The organism is Fictibacillus terranigra, from assembly GCF_030412265.1.
In the GTDB taxonomy this organism is placed as follows: Bacteria; Bacillota; Bacilli; order Bacillales; family Fictibacillaceae; genus Fictibacillus_C; species Fictibacillus_C terrinigri.
Map to the genome: position 1 here is coordinate 1,088,319 of NZ_JAUHLN010000002.1, position 20,668 is coordinate 1,108,986.

At 45.1% G+C, this 20,668-nt stretch carries 20 protein-coding genes; 5 read left to right on the plus strand and 15 right to left on the minus strand.

The genetic code is table 11. From position 1 onward, the window contains the following. Nucleotides 1-41: 41 nt before the first annotated feature. The 4 genes from QYF49_RS13480 to QYF49_RS13495 all read right to left on the minus strand — a co-directional run bounded on the left by QYF49_RS13480 (nt 42) and on the right by QYF49_RS13495 (nt 4,484). The gene (locus QYF49_RS13480) at nt 42-1,214 is read right to left on the minus strand and encodes an aminotransferase (protein ID WP_290400093.1); all 1,173 of its coding nucleotides are present in this window, start codon (nt 1,212-1,214) and stop codon (nt 42-44) included. Continuing rightward, the gene (locus QYF49_RS13485) at nt 1,211-1,705 is read right to left on the minus strand and encodes an Lrp/AsnC family transcriptional regulator (RefSeq protein WP_290400094.1); all 495 of its coding nucleotides are present in this window, start codon (nt 1,703-1,705) and stop codon (nt 1,211-1,213) included. The genes QYF49_RS13480 and QYF49_RS13485 overlap by 4 nt, the downstream gene beginning before the upstream one ends. 719 nt (nt 1,706-2,424) lie before the next feature. Continuing rightward, complete coding sequence (locus QYF49_RS13490) at nt 2,425-3,750, minus strand: GntP family permease (RefSeq protein WP_290400095.1); 1,326 nt, start codon at nt 3,748-3,750, stop codon at nt 2,425-2,427. A gap of 146 nt (nt 3,751-3,896) precedes the next feature. Further along, nucleotides 3,897-4,484: a GNAT family N-acetyltransferase gene (locus QYF49_RS13495; RefSeq protein ID WP_290400096.1), complete on the minus strand. Its 588-nt coding sequence runs from the start codon at nt 4,482-4,484 to the stop codon at nt 3,897-3,899. 127 nt (nt 4,485-4,611) lie between these two features. On the opposite strand from QYF49_RS13495, the gene QYF49_RS13500 reads away from it, so the two are divergent. Further along, entirely contained in the window at nt 4,612-5,511 is a 900-nt protein-coding gene (locus tag QYF49_RS13500; RefSeq protein WP_290400097.1) for a DMT family transporter, read from the plus strand. 107 nt (nt 5,512-5,618) lie between these two features. Further along, nucleotides 5,619-6,152: a DinB family protein gene (locus QYF49_RS13505; protein WP_290400098.1), complete on the plus strand. Its 534-nt coding sequence runs from the start codon at nt 5,619-5,621 to the stop codon at nt 6,150-6,152. A gap of 48 nt (nt 6,153-6,200) precedes the next feature. Here QYF49_RS13505 and QYF49_RS13510 read toward each other — a convergent pair whose 3' ends face one another. Continuing rightward, a complete protein-coding gene (locus QYF49_RS13510; protein WP_290400450.1) occupies nt 6,201-6,704 on the minus strand; it encodes a GNAT family N-acetyltransferase in 504 nt (167 codons plus the stop codon). A gap of 268 nt (nt 6,705-6,972) precedes the next feature. After that, on the minus strand, nt 6,973-7,512 hold the full coding sequence (locus tag QYF49_RS13515; protein WP_290400099.1) for a DUF1697 domain-containing protein: 540 nt from the start codon (nt 7,510-7,512) through the stop codon (nt 6,973-6,975). Between the two features lie 194 nt (nt 7,513-7,706). Between QYF49_RS13515 and QYF49_RS13520 the strand changes: the two genes are divergently transcribed. Next, entirely contained in the window at nt 7,707-8,165 is a 459-nt protein-coding gene (locus QYF49_RS13520) for a NucA/NucB deoxyribonuclease domain-containing protein (protein ID WP_290400100.1), read from the plus strand. A gap of 46 nt (nt 8,166-8,211) precedes the next feature. Next, nucleotides 8,212-8,607, plus strand: a complete 396-nt coding sequence (gene comJ, locus QYF49_RS13525; protein ID WP_290400101.1) for a competence protein ComJ — start codon at nt 8,212-8,214, stop codon at nt 8,605-8,607. 74 nt (nt 8,608-8,681) lie between these two features. Here comJ and QYF49_RS13530 read toward each other — a convergent pair whose 3' ends face one another. The 6 genes from QYF49_RS13530 to QYF49_RS13555 form a co-directional block, all read right to left on the minus strand. After that, a complete protein-coding gene (locus QYF49_RS13530) occupies nt 8,682-8,993 on the minus strand; it encodes a hypothetical protein (protein WP_290400102.1) in 312 nt (103 codons plus the stop codon). Between the two features lie 19 nt (nt 8,994-9,012). Next, nucleotides 9,013-9,975 (minus strand): aldo/keto reductase, encoded by a 963-nt coding sequence (locus QYF49_RS13535; protein WP_290400103.1) that lies wholly within the window; start codon nt 9,973-9,975, stop codon nt 9,013-9,015. Nucleotides 9,976-9,992: 17 nt separating this feature from the next. Next, complete coding sequence (locus QYF49_RS13540) at nt 9,993-10,844, minus strand: pentapeptide repeat-containing protein (RefSeq protein WP_290400451.1); 852 nt, start codon at nt 10,842-10,844, stop codon at nt 9,993-9,995. 61 nt (nt 10,845-10,905) lie between these two features. After that, the gene (locus QYF49_RS13545; RefSeq protein WP_290400452.1) at nt 10,906-11,766 is read right to left on the minus strand and encodes an aminoglycoside 6-adenylyltransferase; all 861 of its coding nucleotides are present in this window, start codon (nt 11,764-11,766) and stop codon (nt 10,906-10,908) included. A 25-nt stretch (nt 11,767-11,791) separates the two neighbouring features. Beyond that, nucleotides 11,792-12,046, minus strand: coding sequence for a hypothetical protein (locus QYF49_RS13550; RefSeq protein ID WP_290400104.1), 255 nt, complete (start codon nt 12,044-12,046; stop codon nt 11,792-11,794). 78 nt (nt 12,047-12,124) lie between these two features. Then, complete coding sequence (locus QYF49_RS13555) at nt 12,125-13,375, minus strand: MFS transporter (RefSeq protein WP_290400105.1); 1,251 nt, start codon at nt 13,373-13,375, stop codon at nt 12,125-12,127. A 404-nt stretch (nt 13,376-13,779) separates the two neighbouring features. On the opposite strand from QYF49_RS13555, the gene QYF49_RS13560 reads away from it, so the two are divergent. Beyond that, nucleotides 13,780-13,950, plus strand: coding sequence for a hypothetical protein (locus QYF49_RS13560; protein WP_290400106.1), 171 nt, complete (start codon nt 13,780-13,782; stop codon nt 13,948-13,950). Between the two features lie 58 nt (nt 13,951-14,008). Here the strand turns inward: QYF49_RS13560 and QYF49_RS13565 are convergent, their stop codons facing one another. The 3 genes from QYF49_RS13565 to QYF49_RS13575 all read right to left on the minus strand — a co-directional run bounded on the left by QYF49_RS13565 (nt 14,009) and on the right by QYF49_RS13575 (nt 20,596). Then, nucleotides 14,009-14,971 carry a LacI family DNA-binding transcriptional regulator gene (locus QYF49_RS13565; protein WP_290400107.1) on the minus strand — a complete coding sequence of 321 codons (963 nt, stop codon included), beginning with the start codon at nt 14,969-14,971 and terminating at the stop codon, nt 14,009-14,011. 88 nt (nt 14,972-15,059) lie between these two features. Next, nucleotides 15,060-18,407 carry a GH36-type glycosyl hydrolase domain-containing protein gene (locus QYF49_RS13570; RefSeq protein WP_290400108.1) on the minus strand — a complete coding sequence of 1,116 codons (3,348 nt, stop codon included), beginning with the start codon at nt 18,405-18,407 and terminating at the stop codon, nt 15,060-15,062. Nucleotides 18,408-18,430: 23 nt separating this feature from the next. Beyond that, nucleotides 18,431-20,596, minus strand: a complete 2,166-nt coding sequence (locus QYF49_RS13575) for a glycoside hydrolase family 3 N-terminal domain-containing protein (RefSeq protein WP_290400109.1) — start codon at nt 20,594-20,596, stop codon at nt 18,431-18,433. Between the last annotated feature and the right edge of the window lie 72 nt (nt 20,597-20,668).

Consider the following 20,668-nt stretch of genomic DNA (forward strand, 5'->3'; position numbering starts at 1 on the left):
AAAGCTGGACATGGATATTGCTTCCACTGTCCAGCTCCTTTTTATAACGTCTTTAGAAACCGGTCGATTCGGCGCATCGCTTCCTCCAGTTTTTGTATGGAGGTTGCATACGAGCATCTCACATGGCCTTCTCCGCTCTCTCCAAACACACTTCCCGGCACGACAGCGACTTTCTCTTGCATTAAGAGCTGTTCGGCAAATTCTTCAGAACTTAAGCCTGTTTTTTCAATGGATGGAAAGACGTAGAAAGCACCCCCGGGGATATGGCAGGAAAGGCCCATTTCCTCCAGGGCGTGAGTTACGAGACTGCGGCGCTGACGGTAGCTTTCCTTCATTTTGATCACGTCCTTCTGTCCGTTCACCAAGGCTTCCAGCGCAGCATGCTGGGCCATCGTCGGCGCACACATCATCGTGTACTGATGAATTTTCAGCATGGCCTGGAGGATCTCTTTTGGACCGCAGGCAAAGCCAAGCCTCCACCCTGTCATCGCAAATGCTTTCGAAAAACCGGAAATCAGGATCGTACGGTCGCGCATACTCTCTATCGAAGAAAAACTTGTATACGGCTCATCATACGTCAACTCGGCATAAATCTCATCGGAAATAACCAGCAGATCATACTTTTCAACCACTTCAGCAATTTTAACTAAGTCGTTCTTGGACAGAACGGTGCCTGTCGGATTGTTCGGGCTGCACAAAAGAATCGCTTTTGTCCGTTCGGTGACCGCCGACTCAATGTGTTCAGGCTGCAGCTTGAACTCATCCTGGCTGTACGTATGAACCGGAACCGGAACTCCGCCGGCGAGAGTGACCGTTGGCGCATACGAAACGAAGCTAGGTTCAACCACTATGACTTCCTCACCGGGATTAAGGATCGCACGGAGCGCTATATCGATCGCCTGTGAAGCGCCGACCGTAACAATCATTTCGTCCTCTGCCCGGTAGGATACCCCAAACCGTCTTCGCATATAGCGGGAAATCTCTTTTCTTAGTTCCGGGAGTCCTGCATTTGCAGTATATGCAGTGTATCCCAGTTCAAGAGAATGATAGCTTGCCTCAATCACGTTCCATGGGGTCACAAAATCCGGTTCGCCAACCCCGAGTGATATAACGTTCTCCATGGATGACGCCAGGTCGAAAAAACGGCGGATGCCGGACGGCTTAATGGATTTTACCGTTTCAGAAAGGTATTTAGAACGTTGTTCTGTAATCATGGCGACACCACAATTCGTTTATCTTCCTCATCTTCACTGAAAACAAGACCGTCATGCTTGTATTTTTTCAGTATAAAATGAGTGGTGGTCGAGATGACAGAATCAATGGTTGATAGTTTCTCAGAAACAAAACGCCCCACTTCAGCCATCGATTTCCCTTCAATCGATACGGATAAGTCATAGACACCTGACATGAGGTAGACCGCTTTCACTTCAGGGAAACGATAAATGCGCTCAGCTACTTTATCAAATCCGACTCCTCGCTTCGGTGTAACCTTGACATCGATCATGGCCGTTACTGCGCCTTCATCTGTCCCTTTTGTCCAGTTGATAATGGCTGAGTAGCCTAGTATAACCTTTTCATGTTCAAGCTTTTCAATCATTTGTATGGTTTCTTCTTCTGAAATGCCCATCAGCCTGGCGACCGTCGCTGTTTCCAGCCGGCCATTTTTTTCAATGAGCTGCAGCAGTTCTCGTTCTTTCGCATCCATTCCAATCACTCGCTTTACTTATTATATGTTGAACATTATAACAAATCAAAAGACACTCGCCATCCGGATTTTTTAATTTAATGCTTTGGAATTTTTTGTTTCTTCTAGTAAACTTTTAACTATATATCACTTAAGGAACTGCAAAGCTTTTTCAGCCTTTCCATCGCAGGTCAGGTCGCTGTCGTGCTAGCAGGCTTCCTGACGGCCCAACTCATCTATTTTTTTATGATCAGACATCGCTATTTGCGAAATTTGAGGAAATCATTAATTTAAAGCACTATACTTAAATATGAATCAATATACACTAAGGGTCTGTATCTTCGGTTACCAAGCAATCGTCGATCCGGACTCATTTACATTGTTCTTTCAAATATAAAAAGACATCTAGTCAGATGCCTTTTTTAACCAATTTTAGCTCAATAAGAGAATATCCTCCTTACAAAGCAGCGCTTAGATCAGCGTTGCTTTTGAATAATACACCGTTTATTTGAAAACCTTTTAGAAATGCGAAAACAGCCTCTTTATGATCTATGCTCTAGTAATTCTTCCTAGAGATCCACTTTAACGGCAAACACTTCAGCCGCATCTGTATCATTGCATTACTACCTCAACTTTGTACTGCTCCTCTGGTTCCTGCATAATACACCAGCGGCCATTAAAATTTATTTTTATAGATAAAAAAAGATAGCAGGAATAATCAATCCTACTATCTAGTCATCCTATACAAATAAATTGAGCAGCAGTGCCCCGCCAAAAGCGACGAAAGAAAGGATGGTTTCAAGCACGGTCCATGTTTTGAATGTCTCGTTCACCGTTAATCCAAGATATTCTTTCACCATCCAGAACCCTGCGTCATTGACGTGAGAGAACATGAGTGAGCCTGCACCTGTCGCGATAACCAGCAGTTCAAGGTTAACTCCTGACATGTGTTCAATAATTGGAGAAACGATCCCCGCAGCTGTCGTAAGCGCTACAGTCGCTGATCCGGTAGCAATCCTGATCAAACCTGCAATCAGGAAGGCCAAGACTAGCGGAGAAAGCGAAAGGTTCTCAGACATTTGCCCAATGGTGCTGCCTACACCGCTGTCAATGAGGATCTGTTTGAAACCGCCGCCGGCTCCGATGATTAAGATGATCGATCCGACCGGAAGCAAACTTTCTTCCGAGAATTTCTTAAGCATGTTCCTGTCCATTCCCTGACGGATGCCCAGGAAATAAAACGCAGCGAAAACCGCGATCAGCAAGGCGATGATCGGGCTTCCGATAAACGCCATAATCTTTTCTGCACTTTTGGATATTGACAGGTAAGGTGCGATTGCAGCTAATACCATCAATAGGACTGGCAACAAAATAATGAAGAATGAAAGTCCTGTACTAGGAAGCTTTTTATAATTTGTATTGAATCGGATCAGTTCAGCTTCGCCCTGTGGGACCACGCGTTTATGGATCCATTTTGCAAAAAGCGGCCCTGCAATAATTGCCGCAGGAATCGCAATAATCAAGGAATAGATCAAAACTGTACCAAGATTTGCTTTGTAAATGCTAATGGCTGTTAACGCACCCGGATGCGGAGGAACAAGCCCGTGAACAATGGATAGACCTGCGATAACAGGCAGCGCGATCAATAAGATATTTTGCTTTGTTGTCTTATGGATGGAGATGACGAGCGGCAATACAATTAGAATTCCAACTTCAAAGAACACCGGTATCCCGATGATAAAGCCAGAGAAAAGCATGGCCCATGGAAGTTTCTTCACTCCGAACTTGCGCACAAAGAAATCTGCGACCTGCATTCCCGCACCTGATTCGGCCATCATTTTACCTAAAATTGTACCTAGAGCCAGGATACCGACCAAATGCCCTAACACACCGCCTACCCCGGTCTCGTAGGCGCTTACAATCTTGTCCAGAGACAACCCTGTCGCAATAGCCAGGAACAAACTGGCCACGAGTAAACTGATAAATGCATGCCACCGTAACCAGGATACACCAAGAATAACGATTATAATGGCGAGTAACGTTACGAGAAGTAAATAAGCGTCCAAAACGGTTCCACCTTTCTTAGAAAACCCTTTCATTTACGTAAGGCTTCTGTTGCTTGATTTAAAAATTAACACGCTTAATCTTATCAAAAAATTGCACAGTTTGCACGACTATTTGCTTATGGGCTTTTTTACCAGGCAATGCTCGTTCACTCCTGCTTAGCATTCCTAAAATAAACGAGATGATCGGTCCATTCCCCAAACTCAAAAATAAAAGCTCTCCTTACGCATTCGAATTCCATACCTGCTGATTCAGCTAATTTGATGGAGGCTGTATTATCCATGTTGATGTGTGCTTCAATCCGGTGATAACCAAGCTGGGTAAAAGCCATGTCTAGAACGGCTTTGACTGCTTCTTTTCCATAGCCCTGCTGCCAGTATGTATTTAAAATAGTATAACCTATTCTTCCCCACTGAAATTCATTTCTCATCAAGGTAGAGACATCTATTACGCCTACATGGGCACCATCTTCGATTTTGAACACACCGAGAATATAGGCTTCGTCTTTATTCATAAAGTGCAGGTGCTTTTTAACCATTTCATCAAACCAGACTTCGGTATAATCAGACAAGTCGATCTTGCCTTCATCAAACTTATTGAGCGCTGCATAACAATGGGCATATTGATGATACCAATTGCTATAATCAACCGTTTTATAAGGTCTGATCACTAATCGTTCTGTCGTTGCCTCCAGATTTCCTATACGAACCATTGTCTTCAGCTCCAACCGTTTCATTTGCAAACTCTTCCAATTATAGTAACAAACGTTAATGGAATCGAAAAGAGACAAGAGACCTTTCCTTTTTTAGTCATTTGCATTACGATAATTAAGTTGAAACCCTAATGAGAAAGAAGGAAAATACATGATTCGATTATATGGAGCACTTGCAGGCTTAAGCCTCATTTGGGGATTATCTTTCGTTTTTATGAAATGGCTGCTTGAGCCTGCAGGTGTATGGGGAATCGTTTTTTTACGTACACTGGCGGGGGCGGTGATTCTTCTCCCAATAGTATGGAGCAAGAGAAAAGAGATACAGAGTAACCTTCCTCTCAAATGGCTTGTTATCATCGGAATCTTCAACTGCGGTCTCGCCTGGGGACTCATTTCGTTAAGTGAGACGGTCATTCAGTCCAATACCGCTTCCATCTTAAATGCGACCACTCCGATCTGGACGGGTTTAATTGGTTTCTTTTTGTTCTCCTACCGGTTAAACAAACAGCAGTGGATTGGCATTCTCATCGGCTTTTTCGGAATATTGGTCCTTATGGACTTTCAATTTGGCCATCTTTTCGGAACTCAGTTTGTCGGGATCGGCACGATGCTGCTTGCCGCCATCTGTTATGGCCTATCCGGCCAGCTCACCAAAAGATATTTGTCAGGAGTCGGTGTTACGGTTATTACTTTTTTCACGTTATTGACCGGAGCTGCGGTCGGCCTGATCGGCGTTGTTTTTACAGAACCGGTGCATTTCCAGCAGCTTCTTCATCTTAAGCCTTTGTTTGCCCTGATCGGCCTCGGCTGTTTTGGATCCGGCCTTGGACAGCTCATTTATTTTTACTTGAACAAGAATGGCAGTCCAGAATTTGCTGCTACTGTGACCTATCTTATCCCGGCAAGCGCCATGATCTGGGGATATGTACTGTTGAGAGAACCGGTAACTCCCAATTTAATTATCGGCCTCCTTATCATTTTTGCCGGAGTCTACCTTTCATCGAAGAAACCGAAGGCCCGCAGTGCGGCCGAACTAAAGAAATCTTCATAACCATAGCAGAAAATGCGCGCTCATGCTGGTTTACGCGCCGATTCACGCTAAATACGCGCCAAACCATACTTGGCAGCCTTCCACGTATCTAAGGAGATGGTGAAAATATGAGAAGTAAACCAAAAACTAATGAATATGATTCCTATTATGAGAGATACATAGCAACGCTGCCTAACCAGGAGATCGTGACTATTCTAGAAGAACAGGCTGAACAAACACAGCAAATGGTTCAAGGGCTTTCTGAGAAACAAGCACTTTTCAAGTATGGTCCAGATAAATGGAGCATAAAGGAAGTCATCGGCCATATGACGGATACAGAGCGAATCATGTCGTATCGTCTTCTTTCCATCGCACGCGGCGATAAAGGATTGCTTCCCGGTTTTGATGAAAACGCCTATGTGGAGCAGGCCTCCTTTAACCGAAAGCCTCTTTCTGATTTATTGCAACAGTATCAGATCGTCCGACAGTCCACGATCCTGCTGATTAAAAGTATTGAGGAAGAAGCCTGGACACGAAGCGGAAACGCAAATGGTTCAGAGGTTACCGTCAGAGCCATAGCTTCTATCATCGCCGGCCATGAGAAACATCACCTCGTCATTTTAAAGGAGCGTTATTTTGGAAGTAAGGCTTTTCCAGGGTAATAAAAAAACTGGCTCTCATCACATGAGAGCCAGCATGCCTTACTGTATTTACTTCAGAAACAATTCCATATGATCTTCATCGTAATAAACGCTTCCAACCTGCAACGCTCTTGTTTCAGTTCCGTATGATACAAAACCCAAGCTGCTGTATAGCCTTTTTGCGCTTTCGTTGCTTGAAACAACGGTCAGGTTGACCTTCTCGATCTCTTTCATGTCCTTTGCTTTTTGTATGGCAGCCTCCATTAACACTTTGCCTGTTCCTTTTCCTCGGCTGCGGGAGGTCACATACATGGCAAAAATGTTCGCTTTATGGCTCATTTTTTTATGCCTTTCCTGCATTAGAGTAACCATACCGACCATGACTCCGTCGAGAAAGGCACCGAACGTATGGCTCCCATCAGCGCTGAAATTTCCTTTCACTTGCTCTATCGGATTCTTTCGCTTTACGGCTTCCTCATAGCTCGTTGCGAATGCCTCCGGAGAAAGCATCAATGCCTCCAATCTCAGTGTCCAATATTCCTCTGCGTCATCAGCTGCCAGTTCTCTTACTATCATTTGTCCCCTCCTGCTTTTTCAACTCTTATATAGAAAGCCAGCTTAAGGATCCCCTCTGGGCGTGCGCCCATACATCTGCCTGTTCAAGCACCTGCTGACCGGCCTTTTGATTGCGGAATTCTCAAGGCGATAATTCGCATGTAAGATTCGTCTTCTTCATAAGAAAGCACTCTAAACATTGCGGGCATCAAAAAGCTCTCCGTCTTATCTGCAGTTCAAGAATATCCATCACTCTGCTTCTCTTACTGCCATGTATTTCCCCTCCTCATTGTTGGTCAATGGCCTTTCCCATCGTAGCCATCTTATTCACCGTGTTCCAATTTCTCATCGTTCCAGGGATTTTTAATTTCTGAACAGGAAACTTAATGTCCCTCATGCTTTTTCGGTATAGCAGGTAGAGTTCCCGGTTCATCACTTCATAATCGAGATCCTCGTTCTTATAGGGAACGAGCACGTCAACCGCAGCATCAGCAGGCTTTTCTGACAGGAAAACGATATGAAGTGTCTCTCCATCCTTCAGTTCATCAGCCTTAAATGGAGCCTCTTGAATGGCATCCTCCAATTCCTGCTGAGTTCTCAGCATAACGGTTACTTCAAAACCGAATTCCTCAATAATTTTAGATTCTATTCTTTTCTGAAGCCGAGTCTCCTCTTCAGCTGACTGAAAGATTACATTCCCGCTCTGAATATAGGTTTTAACGTTTTGAAGCCCTAATGATTCCAAAAGCGCACGCAGTGTCTCCATCTTTATCTTTTTATGACCCCCGACATTAATTCCCCTGAGCCACGCTATATAGGTTTTCATATATTTCTCCTCCTTTTGCTTTATGGATAAAAACAAGTTTCCCAGGACAGCTTTCCTAATTTTTTATGAGGAACAACGTCAATTCTACATTTGGCCTATCTACCGATAAAATCCCTTAACATTCCATTAAACCTAATTTAATGTTATAGACCTACAATTTAGGAGTAAGAGGACATAAATCCATTTGGAGGGTGATGAAAAAATTTTTTCTGCAAGGGAAGAAAATGAAAGCCTTATTGTTCAGCGTGGCAGCTGCAGCAGGTATACTGACTGGAGTAGATCATCTATCGTCCCAAAAGGAAACTCAAACGGTTCAAGCTGCTGCCGCTTACGACAAAACCCTTTATTTCCCATTATCACGTTACCCTGAAACCGGTGACCACATTCGTGATGCCATTGAAGCAGGACATTCTGCCATATGTACGATAGACCGTGACGGGGCAGACCAGCGACGGGAAGAATCCCTTGCCGGTTATCCTGCAAAAACAGGGTATGACCGTGATGAGTGGCCGATGGCGATGTGTGAGGAAGGCGGCTACGGGGCTGACATCCGTTACATATCCCCATCCGATAATCGAGGTGCAGGCGCCTGGGTGGGCAATCAGGCCGAAAATGATCCCGACGGAACCAGGGTTTTATTTATCGTTCAATAAGGTAAACATAAAGAGCGATTAACGAGCTTAAAGGAGGTACGCCGATTTGATCAGTAAGCTAACTGTTTCCTATTCCCAATTGATTGTATACAACAAAGGAATCATGAAACCCTTTTTAGACTGGACAGATGCTGATATTAAACGGGGATATATACTGGGTGAAGGGGTCATTTCATTCGAGGCGGTTTCCGATTACAAATGTGAGATTGCTGTCTCCTCACCCATGCATTATGACGAAAACGTAAATTCCACCCGAACATTTTCTCTCCCATTTATGGTTGAATCAGAAGGGATTATGGTCTCAAGCGTTGGGGCGAACAGCCTGGAGTTTACCATTGAACCTGGTGAATACACACTATATGTTGATACTATTCCACTTGAGCAGCCAAAAGCGAACGGTCTCTATAAAGTGCGTTATGAACTTCAGTTTGTGCCAAACTAAACCGAGTCAAAAAGGCAGTGCACTCACAGCACTGCCTTTTTGTATGGTCCGAATAAGACCCAAAAACTCTCTTTTTATAGTTCCCCTCGTTTTGCATTTCGGGGATCATGTACGAGAGTCCGGCTGTGAAATTTGTTGTTCATCGCGTTTTTCCGCCATGCTTTAGTAGAATCATAGTATTCCTGGTTCAGGTCAACGGTAGAGATCAAGATCCCTGCTCTATTCTTTGCAAGTCTTCCTGTTGTAGCCCCATCCGGCCTTATGAAGAAACTCCCCCAGCAGCTGATCCATGCATAGTTGTTTGCAGCATAACTGACATTGTGGCCGGCATCGTAATTTCCGGTAAACTTCTTCCATGATTGTAGGCCTTCACACCGAAATTTCAATTGACGCCTCTTTTAGATTCTATTTCAATCGATTTACTTCCTCCAGCATGTCCTCGGTCCAGCGCCAGTCACTGATCTTAACCGCGTCAGTGACATGATGAACCTTGCTGGCTCCAACAATGGCAGAGGTGACCGCAGGCTGGTTTAACACCCAAGACAGTGCGAATTGTGAAAGACTTACCTCGTTTCTTTCAGCCATTTCACGATACTCTCTAACGAGTTCAAAATTGCGGGGAGTGAAATAATTTTGTATGAGCCGTTCTCCCTTCGCCGCACGGCTTTCTGCTGGAACATCTCCGGCAATATAATATTTTCCGGATAACATCCCCCTGCCTAATGGGCTGTATACCATCACACCAACCCCTTCAGACTCACAAAACGGCAGCAGCTCCTGTTCAATCTCCCGTGACAGAAGGTTATATTGCGGCTGTACGGAAGCATACTTCTCAAGATTCATCCTCTCACTGATCCCATGAGATTTCATGATCTGCCAAGCAGCATAGTTGGAACAGCCGATATACCTTACTTTACCGCTGCGGACAAGATCATCCAGCGTCCGAAGGGTTTCTTCCAAAGGTGTGGTGTGGTCAAACAAATGAACCTGGTACAAATCAATGTAATCCGTTTGCAGCCGGTTTAGAGATTTTTCAACTTCCTTCATAATGTGAGCTCTGGAAAGACCAGACTCATTCTTTCCGGAGCCCATACGAATACCTACTTTTGTTGCCAGCACGACGCGATCTCTTCTACCTTTTAATGCCCGGCCGATAATTTCTTCAGACTCGCCTGTTCCGTATGGAATCTCAGTGTCCTGGCCTTTTCCATAATAATTGGCCGTATCGATAAAGTTAATCCCTTGTTCCATTGCACTGTCCAAGATGGAAAGCGATGCCTTTTCGTCAATCCACCGGCCAAACGCCATCGTTCCTAAACAAATCGTTGAAACATCCAATCCTGTACTGCCCAGTTTTTTATATTGCATCCTTTCACCTCTTCCTTCTATTCCCAATGGCTCGGCGTTTGAAGCATGGACGGAAGCTTCGTCCGGCTGTTTCCCCTCGCCGCATTCACTTGAGCCTGTGTGAGAAAAAGACTGCTTGTCAGATCCGCTCCTCTTAAATCGGAGTCTCGAAAATCTGCCCCGATCAAATCACAATCCCTTAAATCCGCTTCCCTTAGATCAGCAGCAATAAAAAAAGCACCTCGGAAATCAGCTCCTCGGAAATCAGCCTTTCTCAGAGCCGCTCCCATAAAGTCCAGCCCCCGGCCAAAGGCTTTCCTTCGCACAGCATGTTTTGGGGTGGATGCAAGCTGACGGCGGTGCCGTTCACTTGCCTTTAGAAGAAGCTCATTGACCACTGCCCGGTGTGCAGGTATATCCAGTTCTATTAAATCTTTTGGTGCAAGCCGTGTCAGTCTCTCTGTCTCTTCAAGAACCGATCCCAAATCACCAAGGATGGGAAAGGATGTTTTTAATGACCTAGCCTCCTCCAGGTACCAGAGCATTTCTTGCAGCTGCTGCATTTTAGGAAAAACAGAGAACATCATGCGGGCACGTTCCGGATTCGTTTTCCAGTCCTTTCCTTCGAACGTCATTTGCGAAACCATTTGTCCTGCGCCAAAACAATCAAAGACCGAACAGCCCTTAAACCCTTCTCGCCTTAATTTTTGGTGAATCGAACATTTAAAATCTTCCGTTAAATTTGAACACGGAACGCCTCCATCTTTATTGACGGGGAAATCGGCTGATTTAGCAAAAGACAGTGCGGTACAGCAGAGCCCGAAGCAATTTTCACAATCAGCACGAAGTTCCTTCCGTTTTGCACGAACCTCGTTCGTACTTTGAATCATCTTAGACAACGGTATCCCCCTCTCTAATAAGTATAAAAGAAACCCATTGTGTTTGTAGAGTTTAATACATCTTTTCCGCATCGAAAGGAAGGTGCCGGACGTGTCTCAAATATGCCGTAACGTGATGATCCTCATCTTCCGCATAGCGAAACCCTAAACGTCCCGCAAGGTCTTGCGACGTTCTCCGGAACAGCCTTCCCATCTCAAAAAGGGCCTCCCAGATATTTTCATACTGTCCATCTGAATAGGTTTGCAGCAACTGTCCATACATCTCGGGCTCAAGGTAAGATTTAAAATACTTTCCGTGCTTTCCGGAATCCACCGAGAAATCATGCCTCAATCCAATCTGCCATTTCAGCATGAGTATAAGCATATTACGGACTGGACCGTCAAACATTGCCTTGGCATAAGGCAGCTCTTTTCTCCATAGTCCTTTGGCAATATAAGTGCTGACCCACCAGAACTCGTTGCAGCAATCCAGGAATTCCCTTTCTGACGGACACTTCGTTATGTAGTCCTGATCACTTGGTTCAGGAAGTTCAGGCAATATGCCGTCTTTGTCCAGGATCACCTTACTCAAGCTGTCATGGACCAAATCCTGAACCTTTCCAGCTGGGTAAAATGTAAGATCGATGCGCATACCATCCATAAATTGCATCAGATATGTATACTTCCCGCTGATTTCCCCCAGCTCTGCGGTACCCATTGCCATTGCATCAGGTGTCTGCATGATCATGATTTCACCGAATGGTCGTATCCAGTTCCGGTTTTCAATATAATACGCCACATCCTCTGTAATAAAAACAACATCATAATCCTGAAAAATATCTTTTGGTGCGTTGGGGTTCACACGAGAGCCATTTAAGATCACAGCTCGAATCCGTTTTTCTTTGTTAGCGAACTTTATTATTTTTGCAAGCATGTTTTGTTTCACCACTCCCCCGCTGCTACATTCCTTTTCTTCGGCCTTTTTTCTTTTTTAATTCGTGGATACTGGTTACATTGTCCTTATGTTTATTGGAAGAATCTTTGGATCCCGGGTACATTGCTGCGGCTGCGATCATGCTGAACAGCAGCAGCACAGACCATAGGGCTTTTTTAACCCAGGCAATATCAATCCAGACGGTCAGCAATCCAATGAAAATGGTCAACACGAACAACGCGATCCACACTTTATATAAAGAGTCGCCCTTTTGCTTCATATCCTCACTCCTTCAAACACGGCTTCCTTCTAAGATATGAAAAAAACGCCCGGTTCTATAACCAGGCGTTCATCCCTTCTATATTTCTCCTCTGATTTCCTGCTTTACCTCACGCTTTTTCATAAGAGGCAGCAAGGTGGCTACTCCTACAAAAAGAAGGAGAGCAGCTACTTGATAGATCAGAATGATCGATACGTGCGTCTTCATCCAGCCGGCAACTGACATCGTGATGACCATCGCTCCCATGAAAAGCGGATTTAGGATGCCATTTACACGCCCGATAAATGCTTCTTCAGTATTTTGCAGAATCATCGTGTTAATTCCGATATGGATGCATGGCATGAAGAGTCCGGAAAAGAATTGAGCGGCAAGTGTCAGCCAGAGGACTTTCGACATGCCCATTCCGATAAAGCCAATGGCGCTCGCCGCAAGCCCCATCGCAAGCAGCACTTGAGGCATGATTTTCTTCGACATCGAAATGGTAAGGCCGCCTCCAAGAATCATACCAATTCCAAAGGCTGCCATCAGCCATTGCAGCTGTTCTTTAGGAAGTCCAAGCCGTTCAGTAATCAAAAAGACACCGAGCGGCTGGGTTAAACCGATCGCAAGTCCGGCAGCTGCAAAACAGCCACCCAGCAAAGACAAAGGCTTGCTTCCCAACACATAGCGGAAACCGTCCTTCATCTCCTGCATTAATGTTGTTTTGACTTTTACTTCTTCAGCTTCACGGTCAGGCGGCAATAGTGAAAGGATACCTGCCGATAACAAGAACGCTACTCCCATCACTCCAATTGCAGCCATAATCCCGAAGTGCTGATAGATAAATGTTCCGATGATCGGTCCGAGAATCATAAACAGAGCGAAAACCGTTTGATACATGGACATCCCCATCTGAACAAGCTCTGCCGGAACATGGAGCTTAAAGAGCTTCATGCCGGATGGCTGCGAGAACTGAGATAGGATGGAAGAGACAAGAGTCGCAAAGAAAATGACTTTCCAGCTTCCCAGCAGCAAGGTTAGAAGAACGGCAAATACCGATACAGCACTTAAAAGGTCGCACCATACCATCGTCCGCTTCGGTCTCCAGCGGTCAGCAAATGTCCCTCCAATGAAGGAAAACAGAAAGATCGGTGCAAATTCCGCTACTGAGATGAGGGAAACCGCCACCGGATTTTCGTTCGTCTTTTCAATAACATACAGCAGGATGGAATAGTTCCTCACCCATATGCCGATCTGCAGAAAAAAGACAGACAGCAAGATCGTCCGGATAAACCGGTTCTGAAATAGGGCACCCATACCAACTTTTGGTGTAGCTGTTGTTTCGTTCATAAAAAATACCTCCTGATCCATCATTCTGGACAGGAGGCTTTTTGAAACGCCGCAATAAGACAGAGAACATGCACACAAGCAGGGCACATATCTTTTGGGCACAAAAAGGCTGTACTAATCCTATCCAGAAAAATAATGATCGTAATTGTTTATACGAATGTTTTTTCAAGGAATAAGATTAGTTGTTCATCGCCCTTTGTTCACCCTTCCGATTTTTAATACTTTCATACTACTTCATTATAGACCGAAACTCAATAATTTTTCATAAATTTAGGCAGAATTTCCAAAAATAACACAGAAAGTTCATCAAAGGAGGAAAACAGAATGAAAAAACAGCTTTCAAAGATGTAACATGGACTCGAAGCTATATTGTCAGCGCGTTCGCCGGATTAGAGGTGAAACAAATGTTATACATTCATCTGAAATTTGTTAATGACCAGGCTGTCGCCCGTCTTAAAAAGGATTGGAGCGGGGACAATAGAGCATATGATCTGGGCGATGACCATATCTTGAAGATGGCAGATATGTTAGCTGAAGGGATTGTGAAGCAGTTCCAAAACCACTTTCGACAATAGGAAAAGGAAGGCAGCCGGTTAACGGACGCCTTCCTTTTTTTAAAACAATATGGCTCTCCTAGAGCCTGCCGACGGATTCACCCTCGACAAGCGTTACGCCGACTTTCTTTGCAGCTGCTGATTCTTTTCGAATCAATTTAATCAGCTGCTCGGCGGCTGCTGATCCCCACTCCCGCTTCGAGTAATCGATGGTCGCTAAACGCGGATGAGTATAGTGGGCAACCTCAATATTATCAAATCCGATAATATGAATATGTTCTCCTATCCGGTATTCAGTCTTGGATAAGTAATTATACATGCCGATCGCCATCTCATCGTTCAGACAAAAGACAGCAACGGGTCCGGAGAAGGATTCAGCGATTTCCCTCGCCGCTTTTTCTCCCGATGGCTTATTAAAGTCTCCGTTGATAACCGTATAATCAAGCCCGTTCTTTTGTGCTGTCACCACTGCCTGTTTCAAACGTTGATTGGAATCAAAGGAATCTTTCGGACCTGTCACGATGATGAGCTTTTTATGTCCCAGATCTAAGGCATAATCAACCGCGAGCTTCGCTCCGGTTTTGTTGTCGAGCAACACTTGAGTGATATTATCATGTTCCAATTCACGGTCTAAAACGACGAGCTTATGTCCTCGGTCTGCGTAACTGATCAGTTCTTCACTTGAAAAGTTGGCATCCAGGATGATAGCGCCATCAATCATTCCTTCAGGAAGAAAACGATGGGATTCTTTTCCGCTGCAAACAATCAGCTCATACCCGTGGCAGGAAAGCTGATCGAGCATCCCCTGCTGCAGTTCCCCGTAAAAAGCCCCGCTGTAATTCGTTAAGAACACACCCGCAATTTTCGTTTCCCGTTTCTTGAGTGTTCGGGCGGCTGCATTGGGTATATAATTTAATTCCTTAGCGATCGCTAAAATCTTAGCCGAGGTTTCCTGAGTAACTTTCTGGCTTCCATTCAAGGCGTAAGATACCGTTGAAATGGAAACACCCGCTTTTTTTGCAATATCCTTAATACTAACCACCTGGGCACACTCCAATCTGTCAATGAAAACGCTATCTTCATTATATAACGTTTTGTCATTATGATGGCAATTTCTGTTAGAGTTACGTCTACAGCCTTACGTCAATTATATTTGTTTCCGCATCCGTTTTTAGGACAGCTTCAAGTTCGCTCAGCGGTATCGTAAAACCGCCTTTACGGTACCGGTTCGACAGGCGGACGGCCGATATCTGTTTACCATTGACGGATACACTGCTCTCCGCATTCCCATTGAGATGATAGCGGAATGAAACCGGCACACCGTTAACGTGGAAATGAAAGACAAGTCCATCCAGTCTTTTCGGAAGAACAGGATCGATTACAAGTGTATTTTCTTCTTTCCGGACCCCTAAACAACTTGAAATGAGCTGGTTCATAAAGATTCCTGGTCCGCTCGAATAAATGCGCCAGCCGCCTTTTACAGGAACTTTTCCTGCACGGAGTTCATTAAAGCGGTCCTGTGCTTCATAGCGCGTGTTAAATTTACCGTCCGAACTGCTGAAGTACGCGTTGCTTTGTCTTCGTTCTGCGTTCGGCACTACGCTTTGAATCCCGATCGGGTTGATGAGAGACAGCCCATCCCATGCTTCTTCAGTTTTCCCGAGCTTGGCCATTGCCTCTACAAAGCGAATATGAGCATGAACATATTGAAGTCCCACTTCTCTTCCGAAGTTGGCTGCCTGTTCTGCACGTTTAAAATGAGTGCTTACACCTCCTGCATAATGGGCAGGGCGGTTCATGAGCCTTACACCATCCGGGCAGAACATGTGCTGTTTGATCAGTTCATAATGTTCCTCTGCTTTCTCCGGACTTAAAAGCTCACTGATCATACTGCGTGTCATAGGCAGAAGCCGATACTCGATGCCCGTCTTCCTATCCGTTGGGTGCAGCATCAGTTCTTCTTTTCCCGGCTCTTCCATGTATATGAAGCCAGGAATGACACCCGCTGAAAGAATGTATTGATTAAAATCAGACTCAATTCCTTTGGCCAGGGCCTTCAGCTCGTCCGCTTGCACTGGATCAAAATCTTCAAGCTGTTTGGAAAACTGCTTTATTACCTGGTAGGTTAATGATACAGTCCAACTGCTGACCATATATTGCTTGAGCTGTTGATTCGCTGGCTGGAGGGTATCATCCCAATCTCCATCTCCATAAGACGAGAGATGAGTACCATGCAAAAAGTTGTTCTTAATATACTCAATCTGTTTTTTTACGTGGGCAATAAGAGATTGTTTTTCGCTGGTGAATTCGCCGCTATTTTTAGTGTAAGGGATGAGATCCTCAAGCACGCTGTAATCATTTGTCGCTTTTAAATAATCACTGAGCGTCTTCAATGGCCAAACGATAATATCCCCGTGGCTCTCCTGCTGCTGTATTTTGTAATAACGGTCAAACATAAACCACTGCGGCCAATTGCCTGTACTTTCGTACTGGTGGGAGTAGACAGTTTTAATGATTTCACGGATAGCATCATAATTTTGCGTTGCTGTAAAATATTCTGCCGGCCCCTGGCAAACGTCCCTCGTTCCCCACGCGGCGCCCCCATACTGTTCCAATCCGTGCGGAACAGAATAATGAACGAGCATGTTATGTGTATACCACCATGAGATCGCGTTTACCTTCTGCAGTTCTTCGTTGGACGCTCCATGGCGGCTTACATGAAAGCCGTTGTTCACCTTTCGATAGAATTCCCGGAATCGCTTTATTTCTCTTTCTGGATCTTTCTCAATAAACAGGGACTTTTCTCCAAAAAGCTGCCCCTGAACAGATAGCGACCAATGACTGGCTTCCTCCAGTTCAATCACGGCGAGTGAACCCGAACCTGGTTCAATGCTGTCTCCAAAAATCCGTTCGTCTCTTAACTTCATCCCAGTACCTGTTATCTTCATGTCATAACGAAGCTTGGGATAAGCGGCTGCGCTATCAGATGATTTATCGGCAATGAACGAGAGAACGTTTCCATTTGTCTCCATATGATACGGAACATCATATTCATTGTTGTTCATGGAGATCTGATTCGTTACGAGAAAACGGTAACGCTTCCCGCTCAACGAATGGACGTCCATGTGAATTTCAGGACAATCCACTGTGGTGTAACTAGTAATTCTCAGTGTATCATCAGCGGTTTTATAGAACCAGCGGGCATAATTAAATCCAATCTCGTAGGCCGAAGGCATCGTGAGTAAACGGTATTGCCCATCCATCTCCACATAGATGCGCTGCCCAGAGGTTTTCATCACATTCAGAGGATTCCTCGTGTTCGTGATCATTTTATTAAACGAGGTATTCCCTTTAACGATGTGAGAGTTGAAGACTCCATACATGTAGGAGGTGGACGTGATCACTTCTTCCGTTATTCCTACATTGTTTCCGGACACAATAATATGTCCGTGCGGCCGCTCTACAATCCGCTCTTTCGCCTTCAGCACCACATGCTCATAGGTACCGGTAAAAAAGGAGAGCAGTTCATCACCATCATATTCTTCCATCAGGCGTTCAGGATACAGATGTTGAACTTCCTTTTCTGTATAAGAGAGAGACGAAAGCGGATCCCCTAACAGGGACGATCGCTTCACTTTGCCTAAAGTTGTAAATTCTTCTTGCTTTAGATTCTTAATCCCTTCCCATGCCATTTGAATTTCCTGTTGATAGTCTAGCTCTGCAACGGCCTCTGTATGATTTTCTTTATACAGCCCGTAAAAAACAAACTGTTCTTTTCCCGAAAGTGATACCTTGGACGACTGAAGAGCAATAAATCCAAATTCATATTGATAGATTTCATTTGCCAGTTCGTCTTTTTTCAAGATTTCTGGTTCATCATTGTCTTTATAGGAAAGACCGAAGAACTGAAATCCGTCCGTGGAAAAACCGGTGCTTTTCGTTAAAGAACCTTGCTGCAGATAAGGAAAGCCTACAGAGTTTGGCTGGTTTTGCCGCGAACATACAACATATCCTTTTTCTTCGTCTTCAAAAACCGAGTGATCTACATATTGAGAGACGAATGCCTCGTTTGTCCTCACAGCCCCTTGATCAGCAAGACCGATATCCTGTGCATAGATAATATCAATCGTCACACCGTTTCCTGCCGTTTCTACCTCCCAGAACCATATCCCTTGTTCGGTCGGAGAAAAAGTAACCTTGTAATCTATTTCGGCGATCGCTCCTTCCCAAACTACTTGAGAGTCCGTATGGCTGATTTTGCTTCCCGAACGGCTGCCAAGCAACGGGTAAAATTGAATGCCTCCCTCACTGTGAATCCGGAGATACAGGTTATTCAGCGACCCATCAATAGGATTGGACTGCACTTGATTTATCATGATCCCTTGATGAACGGCTTCAAACAGATCTCCGCTATTTAAAAATGTAAATCGGTAGTTTCCAGTCTGTATTTCGAATGTGGAAGTTGTCTTGGTGGTCATGGATTCCCCTCAAATCTATCGGATTATTTTACTAACTCAAATGTGGCTTCCTTTACGTTGACACTGTCTGGACCCACGAAAACGGTAAAAGTCCCTGGATCGCTTGTAAACGTTAAATCGGAATGATAATATCTCAACTGATCTTCTTTAATGGAAAAAATGATCTTCTTTGTCTCCCCCGGAGCAAGTACTGCTTTTTCGAATGCTTTCAGCTCCTTCAACGGACGGACAACATCTCCTGCCATGTCCCTCACATAAAGCTGAACCGTCTCTTCTCCTTGCCGCTCTCCTGTGTTCGTGACCAGAACGGAAATCTTTATGGATTCCCCCGCCTTTAAGACAGGATTTGATAATACCGGTTCTCCAAAATGGAATGTTGTGTAGCTTAAACCAAATCCGAACGGGTAAAGCGCCTCGTTCGGCACATCAAGGTACTGAGATACGTATCGTACTTGTGCATCTGGAGCTCCTTGAGGTCTTCCTGTATTGAAGCAATTATAATAAACCGGCACCTGTCCGACGGAATGCGGAAATGACATCGTCAGTTTTCCTGAAGGATTGACATCGCCTAAAAGAAGGTCGGCAACGGCATGCCCTCCTTCTGTTCCAGGGAACCAGGCTTCAATGATAGCGTCTGACTGCTCGGCAACATCACGAAGATCGAGAGGACGGCCGTTAAACAATACAGTAACAATGGGTTTCCCGATCCTTCTTATTGCAGCGATCAATTCGCGCTGAACCTCAGGCAGCCTGATGTCGCTCCGGCTGCCAGCTTCCCCGCTCATATCCGACTTCTCACCAAGTGCAAGAACAAGAACGTCCGCATGAGCCGCTATGTCGAGTGCCTCCTGCAGTTCCTCGTGTGTTCCGGTCTCAACGCCACAGCCTTTTGCAACGGATAACTTGTCTGATGTCATCCTGCCCTTTAGGCCGTCATACAGTTGAACCGCTACTTCTCTTGAACCCTTCCACGACCATGGTCCAAGAATATCCCCGCTTTGTGCAAAAGGGCCGATAAGTGCAACCTTCTTGCCGGATTGAAGGGGCAGAACATTGTTATTTTTTAAAAGAACACAAGACTTGGCTGCAAGCTTTTTCGCCACCGCTCTGTGCGGCTCACTCATAATTACTTCGTGCTCTCCATGTTCATCTGTTCCGCGATGTGGATTTTCAAACAGTCCCAGTTTTTTCTTTAATGCGAGAATGCGGAGGACAGCTTCATCGAGAAGTTCTTCTGATACCTCATTGTTTACAATAAGCTCCTTTAAATGATTGACATAGCATACGGTCATCATTTCAATATCCACGCCGGCAGCAAACGCCTTAGCCGCTGCCTCCCTTTCATCCGCAGCCACCCCATGAGGGATCAGTTCTTTCACCGCACCCCAGTCTGAAATCAAGATGCCGTCGAAACCCCATTCCGTTCTCAATAGTTCACGCATCAGCCTTTTATTTCCGGAGGCCGGAATACCCTCCACTGTGTTGAAAGCAGTCATAACCATCTCACAGCCCTCGTCTAACGCCGCTTTATAAGCCGGCAAGTACATTTCCCTCAGCTGACGCTCAGACATGTCCACCGTATTGTAGTCACGACCTCCTTCTGCCGCTCCATATGCAGCAAAATGCTTTACACAAGCAGCCACCCTGTTGGTGTCAGAGGTTAAGTCTTTTCCTTGAAAACCGCGTACGAAGGCTCTTGCAAATTCACTGTTTAAGTAAGGATCTTCGCCGGTAGATTCCATTACTCTCCCCCACCGAGGGTCACGTACAAGGTCCACCATTGGAGCAAACGTGACATGAACACCTGAAACAGAGGCTTCATAGGCGGCAATCTCCGCACTTCTTTCTGCCAGTTTCAAATCCCATGAGCAGCCAATAGCGAGCGGCACGGGAAAAATGGTCTTAAACCCGTGAACGATATCAGCCATGATCAACAGAGGAATGCCTAGCCGGTTTGATTTCAGATGCGCTTCCTGTATTGCCCGTACTTCTTTCGCACCGGATGCCCCAAGAACCGATCCGCAGTTTCTGACCGTATCCTTTGTCACGCCCATTTCTGCCATCGGTCCAGTAATCTCCCCCTGTTCGTTTGATCCTTCAAAAAAAGGGGTAGCCAACTGCATGAGCTGGGCCACCTTCTCATCAAGTGTCATTTCCTTTAAAAGAGAATGCAGCGTCTGGTCTTGCATTTCAACTCCTCCATTCGGTTCAAATAAACGTGCTAGTTTATTGGTTTCATAGCAATTACGTAGAAACGTTTC